The sequence below is a fragment of the Maribacter huludaoensis genome, from assembly GCF_029350945.1.
GTDB classification, from domain to species: Bacteria; Bacteroidota; Bacteroidia; order Flavobacteriales; family Flavobacteriaceae; genus Maribacter; species Maribacter huludaoensis.
The window spans coordinates 190245-211497 of record NZ_JARKMS010000003.1 but is presented as its reverse complement, the minus strand read 5'-3'; the positions used below and the strand labels follow the sequence as shown (position 1 = coordinate 211497).

General features: G+C 35.1%; 23 protein-coding genes. 10 read left to right on the top strand and 13 right to left on the bottom strand.

Features of this window, described 5'->3' with window-relative positions; all coding sequences use genetic code 11:
• The first annotated feature begins 76 nt into the window (after positions 1-76).
• From PXC01_RS10875 to PXC01_RS10845, 7 genes are read left to right on the top strand one after another with little or no spacing between them, the layout of a single operon-like run.
• On the top strand, positions 77-1051 hold the full coding sequence (locus PXC01_RS10875; RefSeq protein WP_276472324.1) for a Gfo/Idh/MocA family protein: 975 nt from the start codon (positions 77-79) through the stop codon (positions 1049-1051).
• Positions 1048-1938: a 3-hydroxyacyl-CoA dehydrogenase family protein gene (locus PXC01_RS10870; RefSeq protein WP_276472323.1), complete on the top strand. Its 891-nt coding sequence runs from the start codon at positions 1048-1050 to the stop codon at positions 1936-1938. Before PXC01_RS10875 ends, PXC01_RS10870 begins: the two co-directional genes overlap by 4 nt.
• Positions 1939-1962: 24 nt before the next feature.
• On the top strand, positions 1963-2616 hold the full coding sequence (locus PXC01_RS10865) for a YggS family pyridoxal phosphate-dependent enzyme (RefSeq protein WP_276472322.1): 654 nt from the start codon (positions 1963-1965) through the stop codon (positions 2614-2616).
• Between the two features lie 37 nt (positions 2617-2653).
• Entirely contained in the window at positions 2654-4021 is a 1368-nt protein-coding gene (locus tag PXC01_RS10860; protein WP_276472321.1) for an exonuclease domain-containing protein, read from the top strand.
• 1 nt (position 4022) lies between these two features.
• Positions 4023-4880 carry an ion transporter gene (locus tag PXC01_RS10855; RefSeq protein ID WP_276472320.1) on the top strand — a complete coding sequence of 286 codons (858 nt, stop codon included), beginning with the start codon at positions 4023-4025 and terminating at the stop codon, positions 4878-4880.
• On the top strand, positions 4873-5793 hold the full coding sequence (miaA, locus tag PXC01_RS10850; protein ID WP_276472319.1) for a tRNA (adenosine(37)-N6)-dimethylallyltransferase MiaA: 921 nt from the start codon (positions 4873-4875) through the stop codon (positions 5791-5793). The genes PXC01_RS10855 and miaA overlap by 8 nt, the downstream gene beginning before the upstream one ends.
• Entirely contained in the window at positions 5786-6274 is a 489-nt protein-coding gene (locus PXC01_RS10845) for a gluconokinase (RefSeq protein WP_276472318.1), read from the top strand. The genes miaA and PXC01_RS10845 overlap by 8 nt, the downstream gene beginning before the upstream one ends.
• A gap of 52 nt (positions 6275-6326) precedes the next feature.
• Here the strand turns inward: PXC01_RS10845 and PXC01_RS10840 are convergent, their stop codons facing one another.
• From PXC01_RS10840 to PXC01_RS10780, 13 genes are all read right to left on the bottom strand, one after another.
• Positions 6327-7040 carry a response regulator transcription factor gene (locus PXC01_RS10840; protein WP_276472317.1) on the bottom strand — a complete coding sequence of 238 codons (714 nt, stop codon included), beginning with the start codon at positions 7038-7040 and terminating at the stop codon, positions 6327-6329.
• A 6-nt stretch (positions 7041-7046) separates the two neighbouring features.
• A complete protein-coding gene (locus PXC01_RS10835; protein WP_276472316.1) occupies positions 7047-8630 on the bottom strand; it encodes a sensor histidine kinase in 1584 nt (527 codons plus the stop codon).
• An 83-nt stretch (positions 8631-8713) separates the two neighbouring features.
• Positions 8714-9298, bottom strand: coding sequence for a dephospho-CoA kinase (gene coaE, locus PXC01_RS10830; protein WP_276472315.1), 585 nt, complete (start codon positions 9296-9298; stop codon positions 8714-8716).
• Positions 9295-10260, bottom strand: a complete 966-nt coding sequence (locus PXC01_RS10825) for a CdaR family protein (RefSeq protein WP_276472314.1) — start codon at positions 10258-10260, stop codon at positions 9295-9297. The genes coaE and PXC01_RS10825 overlap by 4 nt, the downstream gene beginning before the upstream one ends.
• Positions 10261-10265: 5 nt before the next feature.
• The gene (locus tag PXC01_RS10820) at positions 10266-11267 is read right to left on the bottom strand and encodes a glycosyltransferase family 2 protein (protein WP_276472313.1); all 1002 of its coding nucleotides are present in this window, start codon (positions 11265-11267) and stop codon (positions 10266-10268) included.
• 55 nt (positions 11268-11322) lie between these two features.
• A complete protein-coding gene (locus PXC01_RS10815; RefSeq protein ID WP_276472312.1) occupies positions 11323-12129 on the bottom strand; it encodes an enoyl-ACP reductase FabI in 807 nt (268 codons plus the stop codon).
• Positions 12130-12289: 160 nt separating this feature from the next.
• Positions 12290-13957, bottom strand: coding sequence for a DNA repair protein RecN (gene recN / locus PXC01_RS10810; RefSeq protein ID WP_276472311.1), 1668 nt, complete (start codon positions 13955-13957; stop codon positions 12290-12292).
• A gap of 55 nt (positions 13958-14012) precedes the next feature.
• Complete coding sequence (porD, locus tag PXC01_RS10805; RefSeq protein ID WP_276472593.1) at positions 14013-14906, bottom strand: type IX secretion system protein PorD; 894 nt, start codon at positions 14904-14906, stop codon at positions 14013-14015.
• A complete protein-coding gene (gene coaBC, locus PXC01_RS10800) occupies positions 14899-16104 on the bottom strand; it encodes a bifunctional phosphopantothenoylcysteine decarboxylase/phosphopantothenate--cysteine ligase CoaBC (RefSeq protein ID WP_276472310.1) in 1206 nt (401 codons plus the stop codon). The genes porD and coaBC overlap by 8 nt, the downstream gene beginning before the upstream one ends.
• Positions 16105-16109: 5 nt before the next feature.
• Positions 16110-16436 carry a DNA-directed RNA polymerase subunit omega gene (locus tag PXC01_RS10795; RefSeq protein ID WP_276472309.1) on the bottom strand — a complete coding sequence of 109 codons (327 nt, stop codon included), beginning with the start codon at positions 16434-16436 and terminating at the stop codon, positions 16110-16112.
• A 17-nt stretch (positions 16437-16453) separates the two neighbouring features.
• Positions 16454-17293, bottom strand: a complete 840-nt coding sequence (locus PXC01_RS10790) for an outer membrane protein assembly factor BamD (protein ID WP_420828588.1) — start codon at positions 17291-17293, stop codon at positions 16454-16456.
• A gap of 107 nt (positions 17294-17400) precedes the next feature.
• Positions 17401-18291 (bottom strand): 4-hydroxy-tetrahydrodipicolinate synthase, encoded by an 891-nt coding sequence (dapA, locus tag PXC01_RS10785; RefSeq protein ID WP_276472307.1) that lies wholly within the window; start codon positions 18289-18291, stop codon positions 17401-17403.
• 2 nt (positions 18292-18293) lie between these two features.
• A complete protein-coding gene (locus tag PXC01_RS10780; RefSeq protein WP_276472306.1) occupies positions 18294-18827 on the bottom strand; it encodes a DUF6913 domain-containing protein in 534 nt (177 codons plus the stop codon).
• Between the two features lie 45 nt (positions 18828-18872).
• Between PXC01_RS10780 and PXC01_RS10775 the strand changes: the two genes are divergently transcribed.
• From PXC01_RS10775 to PXC01_RS10765, 3 genes are read left to right on the top strand one after another with little or no spacing between them, the layout of a single operon-like run.
• Positions 18873-19658, top strand: a complete 786-nt coding sequence (locus tag PXC01_RS10775) for a 5'-nucleotidase C-terminal domain-containing protein (protein WP_276472305.1) — start codon at positions 18873-18875, stop codon at positions 19656-19658.
• 1 nt (position 19659) lies between these two features.
• Positions 19660-20565: a bifunctional metallophosphatase/5'-nucleotidase gene (locus PXC01_RS10770; protein WP_276472304.1), complete on the top strand. Its 906-nt coding sequence runs from the start codon at positions 19660-19662 to the stop codon at positions 20563-20565.
• A 15-nt stretch (positions 20566-20580) separates the two neighbouring features.
• Complete coding sequence (locus PXC01_RS10765) at positions 20581-21030, top strand: GNAT family N-acetyltransferase (RefSeq protein ID WP_276472303.1); 450 nt, start codon at positions 20581-20583, stop codon at positions 21028-21030.
• The last annotated feature ends 223 nt before the right edge of the window (positions 21031-21253 follow it).

Genomic DNA, 21253 nt, shown 5'->3' with positions numbered 1-21253 from the left:
TATTTTTTTCCAAATTTGAAATACAGCATAGGATAAAAGTACCTAACTATGCGTATTTTTGAGGAAAACGAAATAAATGTTAAAAGTTGGTGTTTTAGGAGCTGGGCATTTAGGCAAGATACATCTTAGACTTCTAAAAGAATCTCAAAAATATGAACTTGTCGGTTTTTACGATGCGGACAGTTCTAATGGCGAAAAGGTTAGTTCTGAATTTGGATATACTTATTTCCAAAATCTTGATGATCTCATTAATGCCGTTGATGTTGTAGATATTGTAACCCCTACCCTTTCTCATTATGATTGTGCAAAGAAAGCAATTGGGAAAAGTAAGCACATATTTATTGAAAAACCTATTACCCATACCTTAGAGGAAGCTAATTCATTACTGGCCTTAGAAAAAGAATATGGCATTAAAGGACAAGTGGGTCATGTAGAACGTTTTAACCCTGCGTTTACTTCCGTAAAACATGCCATAAAAGAACCAATGTTCATTGAGGCACATAGATTGGCAGAATTTAATCCTAGAGGCACAGATGTACCTGTAGTTCTTGATTTAATGATTCATGATATCGACGCTATATTAAGTGTTGTTAATTCTGAAGTGGTACAGGTAAATGCCAGCGGTGTTTCGGTCATTAGTCAATCACCGGATATTGCAAACGCACGCTTAGAGTTCGCAAATGGTTGCGTAGCAAATTTAACGGCCAGTAGAATTTCTTTAAAGAATATGAGAAAATCCAGATTTTTTCAAAAAGACGCGTATATATCCGTTGATTTTCTTGAAAAGAAAGTTGAGGTCGTAAAAATGAAAGATGCCCCAAAAGAACCGGGTGATTTTGATATGATCTTACAAAATGCGGAAGGCGTTAAAAAACAGATTTATTTTGAAAATCCGTCCATTGAGAGCAATAACGCCATTTTAGATGAACTAGAGTCTTTTGCGGATGCTATTACAAAAAATTCAACTCCTATAGTAAGTTTAAAACAAGGAACACAAGCACTAAAAGTTGCATTACAGATTATTGCAGCATTTAATCCAAATAAAATATGAAAACAGTTGCAGTTATAGGTGCTGGTACTATGGGTAATGGTATTGCCCACGTATTTGCCCAAAACAATTTTAAAGTACACCTAATTGATGTTTCTAAAGATGCATTGGACAAAGGTATTGCTACCATTACAAAAAACCTTGACCGTATGGTGGCGAAAGATAAAATCAGTGAAAATGACAAAAAAAATACGCTTGTCAACATTACACCTTTTAAAGAGTTAAAGCTTGGTGTATCTAATGTTGATCTAGCTATTGAAGCTGCCACAGAAAATGTAACTATAAAACTTAAAATCTTTAAAGAACTTGATGACGTTTGCGACGCTAATACCATTTTAGCTTCAAATACTTCTTCAATTTCAATAACACAGATAGCTGCCGCTACCAGTAGACCTGATAAGGTGATAGGAATGCATTTTATGAATCCGGTTCCTATTATGAAATTAGTAGAGATTATTCGTGGATATAGTACTTCTAACGAGACCACTACAGCTATCATGGAACTTTCCGAAAAATTAAGTAAGACTCCAACGGAAGTAAATGACTATCCTGGTTTCGTGGCAAATAGAATTTTAATGCCCATGATCAATGAAGCTATTGAAACCTTACATCATGGCGTTGCAGGTGTTGAAGAAATAGATACGGTAATGAAGTTGGGAATGGCGCACCCTATGGGACCATTACAATTAGCTGATTTCATTGGTTTAGATGTTTGTCTTTCCATTTTAAACGTTATGCACGACGGATTTAAAAATCCTAAATATGCACCATCGCCATTACTTGTTAATATGGTCATGGCAGGCAAAAAAGGTGTAAAATCCGGTGAAGGCTTTTATGATTATTCAGAAAATAGAAAGGCAGAGGTAGTATCAAGTCAATTTAAAAAATAAGAGTCCTTAAGAACTGTAAAATATATGTCTATAAAAGAAAACTTATTAGCCATAAAAGATACCATTCCCGAGTCCGTTACCTTGGTTGCCGTTTCAAAAACAAAACCAATATCATACCTTCAAGAGGCATATGATCAAGGACAACGCGTTTTTGGAGAGAATAGGGTTCAAGAAATGACGGAAAAGTGGGAGAACTTACCAAAAGATATTAAATGGCACATGATAGGGCACCTTCAACGCAACAAGGTTAAATATGTGGCCGAGTATGTTTCTTTGGTCCACGGGGTCGACAGCCCTAGATTATTGGCAGAAATTAATAAACAAGCAAAAAAGCATAACCGCATTATCCCATGTTTACTTCAGGTACATATTGCCGAGGAAGACACCAAGTTTGGCTTTAACGAAGAAGAGCTACTTGATCTAGTTGATAATGAAGAATTTAAGGCCTTTAAAAATGTAAAAATTGAAGGATTAATGGGTATGGCTACCTTTACCGATAATATGGAACAAGTACGTAGAGAGTTCAGTAGTCTTAAATCCCTTTTCGTAAAACTTCAAAGTACTTATTCGGATTTTACCACTCTTTCTATGGGTATGAGCGGTGATTACAAAATAGCTATAGAAGAAGGCAGTACCATGGTACGTATAGGAAGTAGTATCTTTGGATCAAGAAATTAATATCTAGAGATCTACCCCATAATTTATAAACTATTACATGTACGCAATTTTAGATATTGAAACTACTGGAGGAAAATTTAATGAGGAGGGTATCACCGAAATTGCTATTCACAAATTTGATGGACAAAAGGTAGTCGACAAATTCATTAGCTTGGTAAATCCGGAAAGGGAAATACAACCTTTTGTTGTGAAACTTACCGGAATTAATAGCAAAATGCTAAGAACTGCACCTAAATTCTACGAGGTAGCCAAACGCATTATAGAAATTACAGAAGATACGGTCATTGTAGCCCATAATGCCCAGTTCGATTATAGAATTTTAAGAACGGAATTTAGACGTTTAGGTTATAATTTTGAACGCAAAACCCTTTGCACCGTAGATCTTTCAAAGTTATTACTACCAGATGCCGAATCCTATAGTCTTGGTAAATTGGTACGATCTTTGGGCATACCGGTAAGTGACAGACACCGTGCAAACGGTGATGCCTTGGCTACTATAAAATTGTTTAAACTGTTACTTGCCAAAGATTCTGAAAAAATAATCATTAAAGACACTATCAGAAAAGAAACACAGGGCGAACTATCTGAAAAACAATTGGATATAGTAAGAGACTTACCGAATAAAACCGGAGTTTTTTACATGCATGATAAGGATGGGGAGATCATCCACCTTAGCAAATCGAACGACATTAAAAAGAGGGTCAACCAAATTTTTACCAAGACCAATACCAAGTCCAGAAAATTAACCAAAGACACTAAAAAGGTAACTTTTGAACTTACCGGCAACGAACTTATTGCCATTTTAAAAGAACATGAAGAGCTATTAAAACTTAGGCCAAAATATAGCACCATCCCCAAAAAAAGAATGTACAGTCATGCTATCTGTAAAAGCGTCAATGAAAATGGCTATTTTGCCCTAGATATTAAGCCTTATAGAGAATGTAAAGAGAGCATTTGGCTTTTTAACGGTGTATTCAGTGCTAAGAATTACTTGTACAAGATTACCAAAGAGTTTCAACTTTGCGAAAAAGTAAACGGTATTAGCGAAGCTCGAAATAATTGTTCAGGTTATGATAATAACACTTGTAATGGAGCATGTATCAATAAAGAAAGTATTGAGGAATATAATAAACGCGTAATTGCGGCAACTACACAAAATAGCATTAAAGGCAAAAAAGTTATTGTGGTGGACAAAGGTCGAGAAATTGGCGAACAAAGTGCTATTTTAATTAAAAATGGCTCTTTAGTGGGCTTTGGGTTCTATGATTTGAACTATCAAATAAATAATATTCATATATTAGAAAGTATAATTACACCAATGAACGGTACTCTTGACGCCAATTATCTTATTGAATCGTATTTAAGAAAGAAGAGGGTACTTAAAATAATAGAAATAAACGAATAGTTTGAAAGAAGAAGAAAAACTTTCACCTTGGAAACATAAAATTCATGAAATAATTTATGAAGCGGACACCCCTATGGGTAAATTGTTCGATATAATTCTCTTCATAATCATAATTTTCAGTGTCATTCTTATCATGCTAGAAAGTGTAAAAGCTATTGATGCCGAATATCATGATATTTTATTTGTGCTTGAATGGGTCGTTACCATTTTCTTCACCATTGAATATATTGCAAGAATTATATCTATAAGAAAACCAAGCGCCTATATTTTTAGTTTTTATGGCATTATAGACTTTTTATCTACCATACCATTATACATCTCCTATATTTTTGCCGGATCGCAGGTATTACTAGCGGTTAGGGCATTTAGATTATTACGGGTTTTCCGTATTTTAAAACTTGCTCGTTTTCTGGGCGAAGCTTCCCAACTTAAAAGAGCCTTAAAGGCCAGTAGGGCAAAAATTACGGTGTTTCTGTTTGCAGTACTTATTGCTTCGGTAATGATGGGAACACTTATGTATTTAGTTGAAGGTGATGAAGCAGGATTTACAAGCATACCCACAAGTATTTATTGGACCATAGTGACACTTACTACAGTAGGCTATGGTGATATTGCACCGATTACACCACAAGGTCAAGCAATTGCAACCATTATTATGTTATTAGGTTATGGCATCATTGCGGTACCTACGGGTATGGTTACCGCCGAATTTTCTAAGCAAAGTAAAGATACATCAGACCTTAAGACATCAGGAAGTTATGTCCATATCAATACGCAATGTTGCCCAACCTGTAGTAAAGAAGGCCATAGAGATGACGCTACACATTGTTATAACTGTGGATCTATTTTAAATGAATAAAATTCTTATATCGGTAGTAGGCCCAACTGCCATTGGCAAGACCAAATTGGCAATTCTCTTGGCGCAGCATTATAATACCGAAATTATATCGGCAGATTCCAGACAGTTTTTTAAAGAAATGAATATTGGTACCGCGGTTCCAAGTTTAGAAGAGCTATCACAAGCAAAACATCATTTTATACAACATAAAAGCATTAGTGAACAGTATACAGTAGGCGATTTTGAAAGGGAAGCTATTGATAAATTATCTCATCTTTTTAAAACCCATGATGTGGTTATTATGGTTGGCGGCAGCGGACTATATGTAAATGCCGTTACAGATGGTCTAAACGACTTCCCAAACATTGATCCATCTATTCGAGAAGATTTGAACAAAGAGCTAGCTGAAAAAGGTATAGAAGCTTTACAAGTAAAATTAAAGCAACTTGATCCTGTATATTTTGAAAAGGTTGACATTCAAAATCCACAAAGAGTTATCAGAGCATTAGAAGTTACCATTGGCAGCGGCTCTACCTATTCTTCGTTTCTTAATAAACCAAAGCCAGAAAGAGAATTCAAAGTAGTATCCATTGGCTTAAAAGCCGATAGACCCATTATTTATGAACGCATCAACCAACGTGTTGATTTAATGATGGACGCAGGACTTTTACAGGAAGTTGAGGGCTTGGCAGATTTTAAAGATTTGAACGCTTTGCAAACGGTTGGCTACAAGGAGCTTTTTAAGTATTTTTCTGGCGAATGGACTTTAGAATTCGCAATTTCTGAAATTAAGAAGAATACACGAAGATTTGCAAAAAGACAACTTACTTGGTTTTTGAGAAATAAAAATACCAAATGGATTGATTTTGATTATGAGCCTACAACACTTTTGTCTAAAATTGATAATGAAATTGTAAATTTAAAACATGGTTAAAAAACAAATTTTATATCTAATGGGTGTTTCAGGCAGCGGAAAATCTACCATTGGGCAACTATTGGCAGAGAAATTACAATTTCCTTTTTTTGATGGCGACAGTTTTCATCCAGAAGCAAATGTGAAGAAAATGAGTGAAGGTCACCCGTTAAACGATGATGATCGACAAGGTTGGTTAGAAAAACTTAACGAGGTAGGTTTAGAAAATTTAGCTACAGGAGCGGTAATTGTTTGCTCTTCCCTAAAAGAAAAATACAGAGCTATACTTGGTAAAAATTTAGAGAATAAACATCAATTCGTTTTTTTGGACGGTAGTTTTGAACTTATAGAAGCTAGACTTAACAATCGCAAAAACCACTACATGCCTAAAGGCTTATTACAATCTCAATTTGATGACCTTGAAACTCCTAAAGATGCGCTAACGGTATCCATTGATCAGACTCCCAATGAGATTGTAAAGGAAATAATTGAAAAGCTATAAAATAAAAAAGCATCCGGAAAGGATGCTTTTTTTATACTAGTTCTTAAGAAAATTATTCTCCCTCTGCCTTTACAACTAAACGGAAACCTTCTCCATGTATATTTAGTATTTCAACAGTATCATCAACTTTTAGATACTTACGTAATTTTGCAATATAAACATCCATGCTACGAGAGGTAAAATAATTATCATCTCTCCAAATCTTTGTCAATGCCAATTCCCTTGGCATTAAATCATTCTCATGTAAAGCTAACAAACGTAGCAATTCGTTCTCTTTTGGAGAAAGTTTAATTGACTCTTCGTCTTTATATTTTAAGAATCTTAATTTTGAATTTAAGTGAAAGCCACCGATCGTAAACTCAAACTTCTTACTATCTGCCAAGCCATTAGAAGCTTTTCTCTGCAAGATAGCCTTCAATTTCATTAACAATACCTCAGAATCAAAAGGCTTGTTCAAATAATCATCTGCACCAGCTTTATATCCTTTAAGAACATCTTCCTTCATTGTTTTTGCCGTCAAAAATACAATAGGTACATTTTCATTCTTTTCACGAATTTCTTTCGCTAATGTGAAACCGTCCTTATAAGGCATCATCACATCTAAAATACAGATATCATAATTATCTTTTTTGAACTTCTCAAAACCTTCCATTCCATTCTTTGCCAACGTGACGTCAAAGTCATTCATTGACAAATAATCTTTCAATACAATCCCAAAATTTGGGTCATCCTCTACTAAAAGTATTTTCTTGTTTATTGTTTCCATATATTTTTATATTAACGGCAATTTTATGTAAAATGTACTTCCTTTTCCTTTTTCACTTTCGGCATATACTTCGCCTTGGTGGTCTTCAACTATTTTTTTAACGTAAGACAATCCTAATCCATGTCCTTTAACGTTATGTAAATCTCCTGTGTGCTCTCTATAGAATTTTTCAAATACCTTCTTTACCACTGCTTTACTCATACCGGCACCTTGATCCTGAACCTTTATTATGATGTAGTTTTTAGCTCTCTCTGTAAATACATCTATTTTTGGTGCTTCTTCAGAATACTTGATCGCATTGTCCAACATATTGACTATTACATTGGTAAAATGCATTTCATTGGCCAAAACTTCGCAACGTTCAGCGTCTAAATGGGTATGTATATAGCCACCTCTATCATCAACTATCAACTCTACGTGAGTAATGGCATCTTCTATAATGTCGTGAACATTGACCCTATCCTTACTTATATCAAGCTGATTTTTTTCAAGTTTAGAGATTCTAAGTACATTTTCAACCTGTGCATGCATTCTTTTATTTTCATCACGAATCATCTGTAAATAACGCAAAACCTTTTCTTGGTCCGTTATTATTTTAGGGTTCCTAATTGCCTCTACCGCCAAATTTATAGTAGCGATTGGAGTCTTGAACTCATGTGTCATATTATTTATGAAATCTGTTTTTATCTCAGATATCTGTTTTTGACGTATAAGTTGATAAATTGCCCCGGCATACGCGACTACAATAATTATCGTAAATAATAATGAAAGCAGCGCTAGACCCAAAATATTCTGTACCAAAAATCGCTTTTTCTTGGGAAAAGAAATCAACAAATCGAAATTTGACACACCTTCAAAATCCACAAACATAGGAGACTTATAGATATTTGATTCTGCGTATTTAAATTTGGAAGATTTTACCTTAGTCGGTAGACCATTGCTATATACTCCATATTCAAAAGCAATATCAACACCCCTATTCTCTAACTCTCGCTGTAACAACAATTCAATTTCTTGTTTGGAAACACGTTTATGAATAGGCACACGTTTTGCATGAACCATAAACATTTCTTCCATGGCGGCCTTTTCCATCTTATTAAGACCACCAATTTTTTCAATCCTCTGAATAGGATTAAAACGTGGAGTGTTACCTTCTAAATCAAAATCTTCCCTAAATATAGAGGTAGTTCGCTTACTTGTAAAATTTTTAATGATAGTGGTATCAGCACCATCACTACTATCAAAGAACGTAGAAGAAATACCATAATCCTCTTCTAAAATACCGTGTTCGTACAACAATATTTCATTAGAATTGATATCCCTATCAATAAAGAAAAAATTAGTGAGCTGAGCACCTTTAAGCTCTCCTCCAATACTATCCTTTGCATGTAAATACCTATCAAAGTAATTTTTGGTTTCTCTTTCGGTAATCTTGTTGGTAACACTGTTCAATGCTTCAGAAACACTACTAGAGAATTGCTCCTCTCCGCTATCTATGGATTTACTGATCCAGAAACTTTGAACAAAAATCAGACCAACAAGTGAAAGGCTCATCAAAACCACTAAGAGCACAAATAACTTTTTGTTCATTGGGTGTTAAAATTAAAGATTTAACAGTTAGAGGTAAGTACGTTTAACCTAACCTTAACAAAAATGTTAAAATTGCTAAATAACTAGTGTTCAGTAAGGATAGATGCGTGGACTTGAAGCACTTTTTCCTTAGTAATTTCCAAATCAATATTTTCTATAACAAAATTGGCCAACTCTAATTTAATTTTGTCTTCAAGTTGATTGTCCATACGTGCTTCAACTTGCGCTCTTGTTGTATTATCCCTAGCCAATACACGACCAATTCTTACTTCTTTTGGTGCAGTAACCAAAATAACTTCATCATACAATGCTTGAGATTTATTTTCGAACAGTAATGCCGTTTCTTGAATTACATATCTTGCATTTTGATTTTTGGCCCATGCTACAAAATCTTCCCTAACTACCGGATGAACTATGTCATTAAGTTTTGCCAACAAGTTCTTGTCATTAAAAACTTTACTAGCTATAAACGGTCTATTTAATTTACCATCAAGAAACGCCTCCTCTCCTAATAATTCAACCAACTGGTCATGAATTGCTTTAGAAGAATTCATTAAATGCTTTGCCCTTTGATCAGAATCATAGACCGGCACACCTAGATCTTTGAACATTGATGCAACAGTAGATTTTCCGCTACCTATACCTCCTGTTAAACCAATTGTTATCATTCTCTTCGAAGTATAAATTCAACCTCATTCGTATTCATTATGGCATTATGTAATACTCTTGGATACTTTTTTAGTGTTACAGACAATCTATTTCCTGTTTCTTTTGAAACTTTTAAATAATCTGCCTCTACCGAAAAATCTTCTACCTCTAATTCTTTCAAATGCTCTAATGTACCCTGACAACGTACTTCAACAATTTCAGGAAATGTACGAACCTTAATATTTTCCGGCAGGTTAATAACATGAACCGGAACCTGAATAACTTGTTCCGAAAACTTGACCACCTTACCAGATATAGTAACACTATTACTTGAAAAAGTTGTTCCTTTTAATTGTGTTGGCAGCTGTAGATTTATTTCATTTGAGAATGAGCTATTTATATAATCAGATTTAAACAATGTGGTCTTGATTTGATTAATGGTATCTATTTGGCTTTTAGGTCCTGAAATTTGTATTGAATCTGGCTCAACTTTAATCTCGCCTTCAAGAATATGATTAGATGCAAAGGTTAAATCTACCAAAGCTTTTACCGGCACTTTTTTTGTTTCTAAAGATGTAAAATCAAAATATATAGCATCGCTATCAAAATCAGTTAAGGTACTATAATTATTAAGCTGGGATTCTAATTGTATTCTTATTTGATCTGCAGATAAATAATATGCCTCGTCTTTGTGCATTACTTTGCTAACATCTAATTGTACATGCTTAGGTTTAAGTTCATAGCCTAAAAACTGAAAGCCCGCTGCTTGTAGCCGTACCTCAATCTCTTCTTTAGGAGTGTTGGCCAATAAAAATTCTTTGGGAACATTAATATACTCAACTTTAAAAGTAGTATTGTTAGTGTAGGTCAGTGATAATTTGTTGATTAACCATGCTAGAGAGGCACACAACAAGAATACCAGAAAAACTTTTACCTTTCTCTTTTTAAGTCCTGTCTTTATCCACTCTACTAATCGTTCCATCACTTTTAACTAAAAAATAATTTCGGAAAAATTTCCTCCGGCTTTTTACTTGAGAAATTAATATACAAGGTTGATTTTAAAAACCCGTATCCATATCCAAAAAATTGTATCGCTGTTGCCACTAAAGACAGGAAGGCTACTTTTAAATTACTGGTTTTTCTAAGGGCATCTATGAATAATAACAGATAGTATAAAGAATAAAAATACAATGGCACCATAAACCCTGCTATCGCCAATATAATTGAGCCCAATAACCCTAAGCAAAACACGGTAGGAAACCAATACGTGATTTTCTTAGTTTCTGGATGCCACTTATTTAATATAGGGCGTACCATCCCAAATTTATTGACCTGAATATAAAATTTGTTCCAGTCTATTCGTCTTTTATGATACACAAATGCCTCTGAAATCAATTTGGTTTTATAGCCTTTGTTCCAAATGCGTATGGTAAGATCTGGATCTTCACCCGGATGAATGTTGCCGTAACCGCCAACATTCTCAAAAGCTTCTTTAGAAATGCCCATATTAAAACTTCTGGGCTGAAATTTATCTACCGCTTTTTTACCACCACGAATTCCGCCTGTGGTCAAAAAAGAAGTCATTGCATAATTTATGGCTTTTTGCACGGTAGAAAATGATTCATGCGCCGCATCCGGCCCACCATAACAATGCACAAAATCATCCCTTAAACTTTTCTCAGCTTCAACAAGATACTGTGGGGGCAAAATACAGTCAGAGTCCAACACAATAAAATAATTACCCTTTGCCCTAGCCATACCATAATTACGGGAATCACCGGGACCAGAATTAGGCTTTTTATAATATGAAATTGCCAAATAGTCTACATAATCACCTATTACTTCTTCAGATGAAATAGTAGAACCGTCTTCAACGATGACCACCTCAAAAGTATTGTCATAGGTCTGTAAACGTAGACTATCCAACAACTCCTTAATTTCATTGGGTCTATTGTATACAGGAATGATAAAAGAAAACGATAAGTTCATTATAACTCTCCTTTTATGAATAGGCTCCAATGAAATTGGAAAATTTAAATCTTGATTAAAACTTCTCTATAACTTCTTGGCTAACCCCTGTATTAGAGAAACCGCCGTCATGAAACAAGTTCTGCATTGTTACCTTTCTCGTAAGATCTGAAAATAAGGTTATGGTATAATCTGCACAATCTTGAGCCGATGCATTACCTAACGGAGACATTTTTTCCGCATAACTAATGAACCCGTCAAAACCTTTTACTCCTTGCCCAGCAGTAGTAGCCGTAGGTGATTGTGAAATAGTATTTACACGTACTTTTTTCTCTTTACCGAAGAAATATCCAAAACTACGGGCTACAGATTCTAAATATGCTTTATTATCTGCCATGTCATTGTAATCAGGGAAAGTTCTTTGAGCTGCCATGTAAGTAAGCGCTACAATACTACCCCACTCGTTCATTGCATCTGCTTTGTACAATGATTGCATTACCTTATGAAATGATAATGCCGAAACATCCCATCCTTTTTGAGTAAAATCATACTTCTCATCTGTATACGCCCTACCTTTACGTACGTTTACAGACATACCGATGGAATGTAATACAAAATCGATTTTCCCTCCTAATATTTCAACTGCTTTTGCCACCAAATTATCAAGGTCTTCAACACTTGTTGCGTCTGCAGGTATAATTTCTGAACCGGTTTCTTTTGCCAATTGGTCTATTTGACCCATTCTCATTGCAATTGGGGCGTTTGTTAAAACAAACGTACCACCTTCTGCGTGTACCGTTTGTGCCGTTTTCCATGCAATAGAATTTTCATCTAGTGCTCCAAATATAATTCCCCTTTTACCTTTTAATAAGTTATATCCCATGATGGTCGATTGTATAGTTAAATTTAAAATTCAAAGATATCTAAAATATGTTAATAGCGAATTGATGTACCACTTAAATACCCTAAAACAATAGCGCTAATATATGCGTAGAAATTCAGCATCATTTGAGTAAATATAGAATACCCTATAGTCTATAGTATCAATTACCGGTGGATGAACTTAAAAGCTCCTTTGCATGTGCCAGGGCAGAATCTGACAAATCTTTACCGCTTAGCATATGCGCCAACTCTACCACTCTTTCATCATCTGTCAATTTCTTTAAGTTAGTCATTGTACGCTCCTTAGCTTCAGTTTTAAAAACTTTAAAATGATTATTACCTTTTGATGCTACCTGGGGTAGATGCGTGATAGAGAATACCTGCAGATCTGCACTCATATCTTTCATGATATCTGCCATACGGTCAGAGATTTCACCAGATACACCGGTATCAATTTCATCGAACATGATCGTTGGCAATTTTTCATACTTGGCAAGTATCGCTTTTATCACTAACATTATTCTTGATAGTTCACCACCAGATGCTACTTTCTTTAATTCTCCATAGCTACCACCTCTATTTGCAGTAAATAAAAATGAAAGCTCATCTTTACCGGTTGTAGTGAATGTTTCGGCATCATGTAATTTAATTTCAAACGATGCACTTGGCATACCCAACAGCCCCAAATCCGTTTCCAATTTTTTCTTTAATTGAGGAATTACGGAGTTTCTCTTTTCCCTTAACGCAATTGCTTTAGATTCTAATGCAGATGCCATGTCCTCTATATCAGTTTTTTTAGCCGCAATTTTATCATCTAAATTGGCAGTTTCAAAGACTTTATCGGCAAGATCGTTCTTTATAACAATCAATTCTGCAATATCACTGACATTGTGCTTTTTTAATAGGTTATATAGTAACTGTAATTTATTGCTTACTTGTTCCAATTGATCTGGATTGGCCTCTACACCTTCTTGCAGCTGCTGTAATTCCGTACTAATATCATCTAATTCTATCATTACAGATTTTACACGCTCGAACAAATCCTTATAGCTGCCGCCAAAATCTACCAATTTAGAGAGAGATTGGCGCATTTCGGCCACCAAGGGCAATACACCTATCTGCTCATCATTGAATAATTGATCCCCTTTAGACAATTGCTCCATAATCAGCTCAACATTGTTCAACTGCTCATATTCTTCTTCCAGCTCTTCAATAATACCAACTTTTAAAGGTGCCTTTTCCAACTCTTCTAACAAAAACGTATTGTAATCTTGCTCTTTATTTGCTGAACTTTGCACTTCGATCAGCTTCTCAAGTTCTTTTTGCGTCTTACGGTAAGCTTTTAAATCTTTTCTGTATACCGATAATCTTTTTTGATTGTTTGCCAATGCATCTACCAGTTTTAACTGAAAGTCGTTTTCGGTAAGTTGCATGGTCTGGTGCTGTGAATGTATATCTATTAAATTTTCACCCAAAGTTGATAAGACACCTAAAGTAACGGGCGTATCGTTCACAAAGGCCCTTGACTTTCCGCTTGGCAAAATTTCACGTCTAATAACCGTACTATCTTCATAGTCCAAATCATTTTCTTCGAAAAAATTCTGTAATCCGTACGTATCAATTTTAAACGTACCTTCTATAATACATTTCTGATCTTTTACCCGTAATGAAGATAAATCTGCCCGCTTACCGAGCACCAATGACAAACCACCTAGTAAAATAGATTTACCGGCTCCTGTTTCACCGGTAATAACAGTGAAACCTTTATTGAAGTCAACTTCTAGACGATCAATTAATGCGTAATTAGAAATAGAAAGGGTTGAAAGCACGCGTTAGAATTTTAGATTCACAAAGGTAACCTATAATTCTGTTTTGTAAAATGGTTCAATATTTAATATCGTTCCAAGTTGAAGCGTATAAAGGCGCTATTTTATTCAATGTTTCTTTTAGCTTTACAATATCAACCTTGGGTCCATCAGAAAAAATATTCTTAATCTCCTCTGATTTTGCATCAAAGAACGTGGAAATTAAAAAGGCATTTGGCCGTCTATTGATCATCGTTTGAAAAAGATTCATAGTACCCGCAATTACTTGTTTACCTGTGCTATTATTATCTGGTAGTATATCAAGTCCTTTTCTATGATAGTTATACATGGCAATACGATACTCCCTGTAGGTATTCGATAAAAGATTATCTATTAATTCAAATCTACTCCGGTTAGAATCGGCAGACTGGCTCCAACCGGCAGAATTGCTACCTTGCGCCTGCGTTACAATATTCTGCGCTTTTCTGTAAAATTCCGTACCACCTTCCAAAGAAAACGTATCTGCATCCAAGCCTAATATGACATAGACATAATAAGCCATTACGCTCACCAAATTAGATTCAAACTGGTTCTCGTTGAAAATCATTGGTTGAAATTCTATGTACCTAAAATTAAAAGCATTGTCCTTGTAGTTAAATATAGGCGTAGAATAAGAGGTATTATATACCGGTCTTGAAGATTGTATTTGAATATTACCACTAAAACTATTAGACTCATAAGAGGTTATGGTAATGAACATTTGGGCATTTACCCTTTCATTTTCCTTGTAGACCCTATTGGTCCATTTGGTTTTATTTACATAATCATTTAACGAACGCTCCAACGTTTTGAAAACCTGAAGATCACCTTGAGTTAATTGATCTGAATTGACGGTAACGGCACAGTTTAATTCTTGTGCTATCGATACAAAACAAAAAAGGTTGAAAAGAAATAAAAATACAGCCTTACGCATATCGTCTTTTAATAATTTCATTGAAGATATCCACGGCAACTTCTGCCTTGGTCTTTAGTTCAAACGTAGTAATGTTAGAATTGGTATCTATAAATGAAATTTTATTGGTAACACCGCCAAAACCGGCGCCTTTGTCCCGCATTGAATTCAACACGATGGCATCTAGGTTTTTACGCTTTAGTTTACCTTTTGCGTTTTCAATTTCGTTTTCGGTCTCTAGGGCAAAACCAACTAAAAATTGGTGTTTTTTATGATCACCGAAGGTTTTCAATATATCTTTATTCTTTACCAACTCAATGGTAAAATTTTCTTCGGATTTTTTAATTTTTTGTTCAGCAATGGTCTTTGGCCTATAATCTGCCACCGCAGCGGCACAAATTACAATATCCGATGCATCATAATACATTTGGGCAATATGATACATATCATCTGCAGAAACTACGTTGACCACATGAATAAGATCATGGGTAACGGAAAGGTTTGTAGGTCCGCTTACCAAATACACTTCAGCACCAAGACCTGCAGCTGTTTTAGCAAGTTCAAACCCCATTAAACCTGATGAGTGATTACCTATAAAACGCACTGGATCAATAGCCTCATACGTTGGCCCCGCAGTAATCAACACTTTTTTACCGGACAATGGCAAACCTTTTGACAGCTGATTTTTAATAAAGTTTACAATATCTTCTGGCTCTGCCATCCTGCCTTCACCATGTAAGCCACTTGCCAGTTCTCCACTTGTTGCCGGTATAATGACATTACCAAATGAAGTTAATTCATCTAAGGATTTTTTTGTACTTGGATGTTTATACATATCCAAGTCCATTGCCGGAGCAACGAAAACAGGACATTTAGCCGATAAATAAGTAGCCATCAATATATTATCACAATTACCTGTTGCCATTTTTGACATGGTATTTGCCGTGGCCGGTGCAATTAACATTAGGTCTGCCCAAAGCCCCATTTCTACATGATGATTCCAATCTACCGTATTTTCCTCTTTTTTTACAAAATCAAGAACAACAGGATTTTTGGCCAAAGTAGCCAGCGTAAGTGGCGAAACAAAAGAGCTGGCGCTATCGGTAAGTATAACCTTAACGTTAGCGCCAGCTTTTATAAATAAACGAACTAAGAATGTTGTTTTATAAGCAGCAATGCCTCCGGTGATTCCTAAAAGAACATTTTTGCCGTTCAACATATTTCTTAAGCGTCTTTTTCCGTGTTTCTATGGTAGATTTTATCCATCAACCACTCTTCTACCGCCATTGCGTGTGGCTTAGGTAATTTTTCATAAAACTTAGAAACTTCAATTTGCTCTTTGTTTTCAAAAACTTCCTCTAAACTATCACTATAGGTAGCAAACTCTTCTAATTTCTCTAAAAGCTCTTTTTTAATTTCAGAGTTGATCTGAACAGCACGCTTTGCAGCAATTGAAATAGCCTCATAGATATTTTCTGTTGGCTGATCAAACTCGTTACGGTTAATGGTTATCGTTGATACCGATGCTTTAGAGTTTTTTAAATCGTTCATATTCATAATTAAATTATTTATTTTGATTCAACGGTCTGCGCTTGCATACGTTGTAATTCTTTATCAATCTTTTCAATTAAATCCGTAGCCTCTTTATCAAACTTAGATTCAGGAAACTGCTTCATTAAGGCAGCATGAGCCGCTTTGGCATTCTTTAAACGTTCTTTCTTTAATTGCTCAAAACTATTAACCGCCATATGGGTCAACGCTTCAACCTTTACAAACATTGCCTCTTCCCTAAAAGGTGAGCCAGGATTATCTGACACAAAATTATCACTAGCCGCTACCGCAGACTTCAGCATGTCATAATTGAATTCACCCAATTTATTATACTGCTTTAAAATCTCAAATGCCTTCTGTTCTTTTTTTGTAGTCAGCTCCTGAGCCATGGCATTTGCTTCGGCATAAAATTCAGATTCAGAATATGTATTAATAAAATTCTGCAATTTTAATAGAGCCTTGTCGGTATCGGTTTGGTCCAAGGAATATTCCGGCGATAGTTTATAAAAGCTTTTAGCTCCTAAGAATGTTGCCTCAACCGCTTTATCACTTTTAGGGTATGATTTTACAAAACGCTCAAACTGGTAGCCTGCCATATTGTAATCTCCACGCTGAAAATAGCTGTTGGACAAAAAGAACATTACACGTTCGCCTTGGGGTTTACCTACATACTTGGGCGCTATTTGCTCAAGCAATCTATTCGCCCTTCTATAATCCCCTTCTTCATAGAAAGTTTCGGCCATGTCATATTTGGCTTTTACATCATCGTTCTTTAGTACTTTTTGGTACTCGCTACATGATTGTAAAGCAATGGCAATCAATAGTATTGAAAAAACTCTCCTCATTTTAAAAAACATTTTGCAAAATTAGTAATTATCAATGGATTTAAAAAACATTTTAAACCAATAAAAATACAGGCTTTACACCACAAGAATGCCCTACTCAATGAAGATTTAACGAATATTTATGCCGGTATGCGTATCATAGATTCCATAAAGGATACAATTCTATGCTTTAAGGCATCACTAGCTGTTATTAACGGTAGTCTAACATTTGCATTGGCCAAACCTAGATATTCAAATATAACTTTGATACCTGCCGGGTTGCCTTCTTCAAAAATCAACTTCATGCCATCTTGCATTTTATAATGGTAACTATAAGCTTTTTTGCTATTACCACTTAAGCCCTCATGAACCATTTTAGAGAATTCTTTTGGCAAACCCTGACCAATTACAGAGATAACACCGTCTCCGCCAGCAACAATTGTTGGCAATGCAGTAATGTCATCACCAGAAAGCACTAGAAAACCTTGAGGTCTTGTAGATATTAGTTCTTGCACTTGTACCATATTGCCACAAGCTTCTTTAACCGCAACTATGTTATCAAATTTCTTTGCCAAAAGAACCACGGTTTCGGGCAACATGTTACTACCGGTTCTACCTGGTACATTATATAAAATTATAGGTAAGGGAGATGCTTGTGAAAGTGCTGCAAAGTGCTGATAGATTCCCTCCTGGGTTGGGCGGTTATAATATGGTGACACAGAAAGTATGGCATCATAAGCGGATAAATCTGCGGATCGCAATTCTTCAACCAATGCTGCGGTATTATTACCACCAATACCTATAACCAAAGGTAACGTACCTGCATTAACTTCTTCAACCGTACGCATTACCAATTCTTTTTCAGCTTTTGATAATGTTACAGATTCGGCCGTTGTACCCAGTACTACCAAATAATCTATATTACCTTCAATATTGAAGGCCACCACTTTTTTAAGAGCTTCAACATCTACAGATCCATCTTCCTTAAATGGCGTTATTAACGCTACCCCTGCTCCTCTTAATTGTTTCATAACTAAATCTCCTTAAAAATGCCCAAGTACTTTTTCAATTCTTTTTTAAATATTTGAAAGTCCTTTAAAGGCGTATCTAACATTAAATCATTATAAGTTGGCCCTACTTCTGTAAAACCTACTTTTAAACGGGCCTTGGTCTTTACCGACATTAAATTCAATAATAAGCTATCCTCGTTATAGTAATTCACCAATAAATCATATTCACGTCCTAAAAATTCAAGGGCATAACTGTTTTCTATATCACCGTTCCATCCAAGATCTTTATCTGAAAAAACTGGAGTGGCATATGGCGAGTTTTTATCATAAAAACGTTTATATCCAATAATTTTAACGGCATTTGGATGTAAAGAAAACTCTTCTTGAAACTGAAAAAACACTTCAGATTTCTCAAATTTATCCAGATCCACAATACAACCTACAGAACGTATTCCTTTACCCTCACGCATTACAGCAGCTGGTGTTGCCACCAACTGTTTTAATATTTTGCGGCCTGATTTCCGCTTAAACTTGTCCTTAATTCCTTTTAAAAACATGTATTTTTACATTTAGACAAATGTAAATAATATCCCCGCAACTATATGGCGAAGTTAAAACACTTTGAGATTTTAAATATAAAACATTATGTTATATTTATAACATTTGTAATTATAGCGTCTTGCAAAAATGCTCCGGAACATCTCATTGAGCTGACTGGCAAGCAAATAGCTGTTGATACAAATTATACTTCTATTGACAGTATTCAGAAATTTATTCAGCCGTATCACGATAGAGTAGAAAGTATTTTAGATAGTACGTTGACCTATGCTCCTTTTGTTATTACTAAAACCGATGGAAAATTCAATACCACAGCGGGTAATTTAATGGCGGATATCGTTCTAAGTGAAACCAATCCTATATTCAAGAAACGAACTGGCCATAATATAGATATGGTTTTATTGAACCATGGCGGTATACGCGCTGTTATCTCCAAAGGCAACGTAACTTCCAGAACGGCTTATGAGGTAATGCCTTTTGAAAATTCTGTTGTCGTCGTAGAATTAAACGGCGAATCTCTAATGAAAATGGTTGATTACCTAATAAAGTCCAAAAGAGCGCACCCCATTGCAGGCGCACAGCTTATATTGAATAAAAATAACACGGTCAATACTTTCACCGTGGGCGGTAAACCTATTGCTAAAAATAAATCTTATTATGTGGCAACATCAGATTATTTGGTAACCGGTGGCGATAATATGGGTTTTTTCAAAGATGCCATTTCCAAAACGGAAACTGATTATAAAATAAGAAACGCCATGATAGATTTCTTTAGCAAAGTGGACACCCTAGCCCCAAAAATAGATTTAAGATATTATCAATTACAGTAAAATGGAAAGAAGAAAATTTATAAAAAATACGGCTGCAACCTCTGGTTTATTGACTTTGGGCGGACTTAGCTTAAATTCTTGCAACGTTGCCACAAAAAAACATATTACCATTTTACACACCAATGATGTACACAGTCACGTAGACGCTTTCCCTAACGATCATGCAGATTTTCCAGGCTTAGGCGGTTTGGCGCGTAGAGCTGGTTTGGTAGATAGTATCAGAAAAGAGAATCCGAATACTTTTCTGTTTGATGCCGGTGATATTTTTCAAGGTACACCGTATTTTAACTTTTATGGCGGTGAGTTAGAATTTAAACTAATGAGCATGCTTAATTATGACGCTACCACTATTGGAAACCATGATTTTGATAATGGTATTGACGGTCTATTGGCTCAAATGCCATATGCCAAGTTTAATTTTATCAGTGCTAATTATGATTTTTCAAATACGGTTTTAGACGGATTGACACAGCCTTATAAAGTATATGAAAAAGACGGAATTAAGGTAGGCGTTTACGGATTAGGAATTAAATTGAACGGATTAGTAACTAAACAACTTTACAAGGAAACGGTTTTTCTAGATCCCTATGAATTGGCTACCGATATGGAAACTAAACTTAAAGAAGAAGAAAAGTGTAATTTGGTCATTTGCCTGTCTCACTTAGGATACGAATACAGTACTGAAAAACCAGATGATTTAAAGTTGGCCAAAAGAACTAAACACACGGATTTAATCATTGGTGGGCACACTCACACCTTTCTAGACCGACCTACAGTAGTTAGTAATGCCGTAGAGCGTGATATTCTTGTAAATCAAGTTGGGTGTTTTGGAGTAAATCTAGGTAGAATTGACTTTTATTTTGACAATAGTACTGTTAACGCAAATGGCTATACTATTAAAGTCTAAAAAAAGAGACCTATTATGCTTTACTATAAACGTTGTTCTAGTGATAATAAAAACTTTAAAGAATTAGTTGCTTTGCTCGATGCTGATTTGGCATTACGTGATGGCGATGAAAATGCTTTTTACGCACAATTCAACGGTATTGATGCATTGAAAAACTGTGTTGTTTTTTATTCCGACAAAACACCTGTTGCCTGTGGCGCTTTTAAAAAGTTCAATACAAATTCCGTTGAGATCAAGCGTATGTTCGTAAAACCAGAATTTCGTGGTAAAAGTATTGCTTCAAAAGTGCTATTGGTATTAGAAGAATGGGCAAAAGAATTAAATTACTCCTTTGCAGTTCTTGAAACCGGATTACGCCAGCCGGAAGCCATTGCACTGTATAAAAAAAATAAATACACTATTACCGATAACTATCCTCCATATGAAAAAATGGAAAATAGCGTTTGTTTTAAAAAGTCATTATAACCTATTATAATTCCTAAAAAGGAGAATTGTCGGTTTACAATTTTCTAAATCAATATTTGTTGAGTGCAAATTCTCAAAAAAAGCACCTTTAAAAAACTAGTTTGGCATTTTATCCCTCTCAAAATAATCATATTCGCATTTCTTAGTTCACATTACTTGATTTTATCATAATTAAATGATTTTCAATGCATTAATGTTTAAATTAGTTACTCATTCTAAACTC

What these genes read in the sequence shown, in the direction of transcription:
- PXC01_RS10875 (WP_276472324.1), top strand. Translation starts at nt 77, where the DNA reads ATGTTAAAAGTTGGTGTTTTAGGAGCTGGGCATTTAGGCAAGATACAT.
- PXC01_RS10870 (WP_276472323.1), top strand. Translation starts at nt 1,048, where the DNA reads ATGAAAACAGTTGCAGTTATAGGTGCTGGTACTATGGGTAATGGTATT.
- PXC01_RS10865 (WP_276472322.1), top strand. Translation starts at nt 1,963, where the DNA reads ATGTCTATAAAAGAAAACTTATTAGCCATAAAAGATACCATTCCCGAG.
- PXC01_RS10860 (WP_276472321.1), top strand. Translation starts at nt 2,654, where the DNA reads ATGTACGCAATTTTAGATATTGAAACTACTGGAGGAAAATTTAATGAG.
- miaA (WP_276472319.1), top strand. Translation starts at nt 4,873, where the DNA reads ATGAATAAAATTCTTATATCGGTAGTAGGCCCAACTGCCATTGGCAAG.
- PXC01_RS10845 (WP_276472318.1), top strand. Translation starts at nt 5,786, where the DNA reads ATGGTTAAAAAACAAATTTTATATCTAATGGGTGTTTCAGGCAGCGGA.
- PXC01_RS10840 (WP_276472317.1), bottom strand. Translation starts at nt 7,040, where the DNA reads ATGGAAACAATAAACAAGAAAATACTTTTAGTAGAGGATGACCCAAAT.
- PXC01_RS10835 (WP_276472316.1), bottom strand. Translation starts at nt 8,630, where the DNA reads ATGAACAAAAAGTTATTTGTGCTCTTAGTGGTTTTGATGAGCCTTTCA.
- coaE (WP_276472315.1), bottom strand. Translation starts at nt 9,298, where the DNA reads ATGATAACAATTGGTTTAACAGGAGGTATAGGTAGCGGAAAATCTACT.
- PXC01_RS10825 (WP_276472314.1), bottom strand. Translation starts at nt 10,260, where the DNA reads ATGGAACGATTAGTAGAGTGGATAAAGACAGGACTTAAAAAGAGAAAG.
- PXC01_RS10820 (WP_276472313.1), bottom strand. Translation starts at nt 11,267, where the DNA reads ATGAACTTATCGTTTTCTTTTATCATTCCTGTATACAATAGACCCAAT.
- PXC01_RS10815 (WP_276472312.1), bottom strand. Translation starts at nt 12,129, where the DNA reads ATGGGATATAACTTATTAAAAGGTAAAAGGGGAATTATATTTGGAGCA.
- porD (WP_276472593.1), bottom strand. Translation starts at nt 14,906, where the DNA reads ATGCGTAAGGCTGTATTTTTATTTCTTTTCAACCTTTTTTGTTTTGTA.
- coaBC (WP_276472310.1), bottom strand. Translation starts at nt 16,104, where the DNA reads ATGTTGAACGGCAAAAATGTTCTTTTAGGAATCACCGGAGGCATTGCT.
- PXC01_RS10795 (WP_276472309.1), bottom strand. Translation starts at nt 16,436, where the DNA reads ATGAACGATTTAAAAAACTCTAAAGCATCGGTATCAACGATAACCATT.
- PXC01_RS10790 (WP_420828588.1), bottom strand. Translation starts at nt 17,293, where the DNA reads ATGTTTTTTAAAATGAGGAGAGTTTTTTCAATACTATTGATTGCCATT.
- dapA (WP_276472307.1), bottom strand. Translation starts at nt 18,291, where the DNA reads ATGAAACAATTAAGAGGAGCAGGGGTAGCGTTAATAACGCCATTTAAG.
- PXC01_RS10780 (WP_276472306.1), bottom strand. Translation starts at nt 18,827, where the DNA reads ATGTTTTTAAAAGGAATTAAGGACAAGTTTAAGCGGAAATCAGGCCGC.
- PXC01_RS10775 (WP_276472305.1), top strand. Translation starts at nt 18,873, where the DNA reads ATGGCGAAGTTAAAACACTTTGAGATTTTAAATATAAAACATTATGTT.
- PXC01_RS10770 (WP_276472304.1), top strand. Translation starts at nt 19,660, where the DNA reads ATGGAAAGAAGAAAATTTATAAAAAATACGGCTGCAACCTCTGGTTTA.
- PXC01_RS10765 (WP_276472303.1), top strand. Translation starts at nt 20,581, where the DNA reads ATGCTTTACTATAAACGTTGTTCTAGTGATAATAAAAACTTTAAAGAA.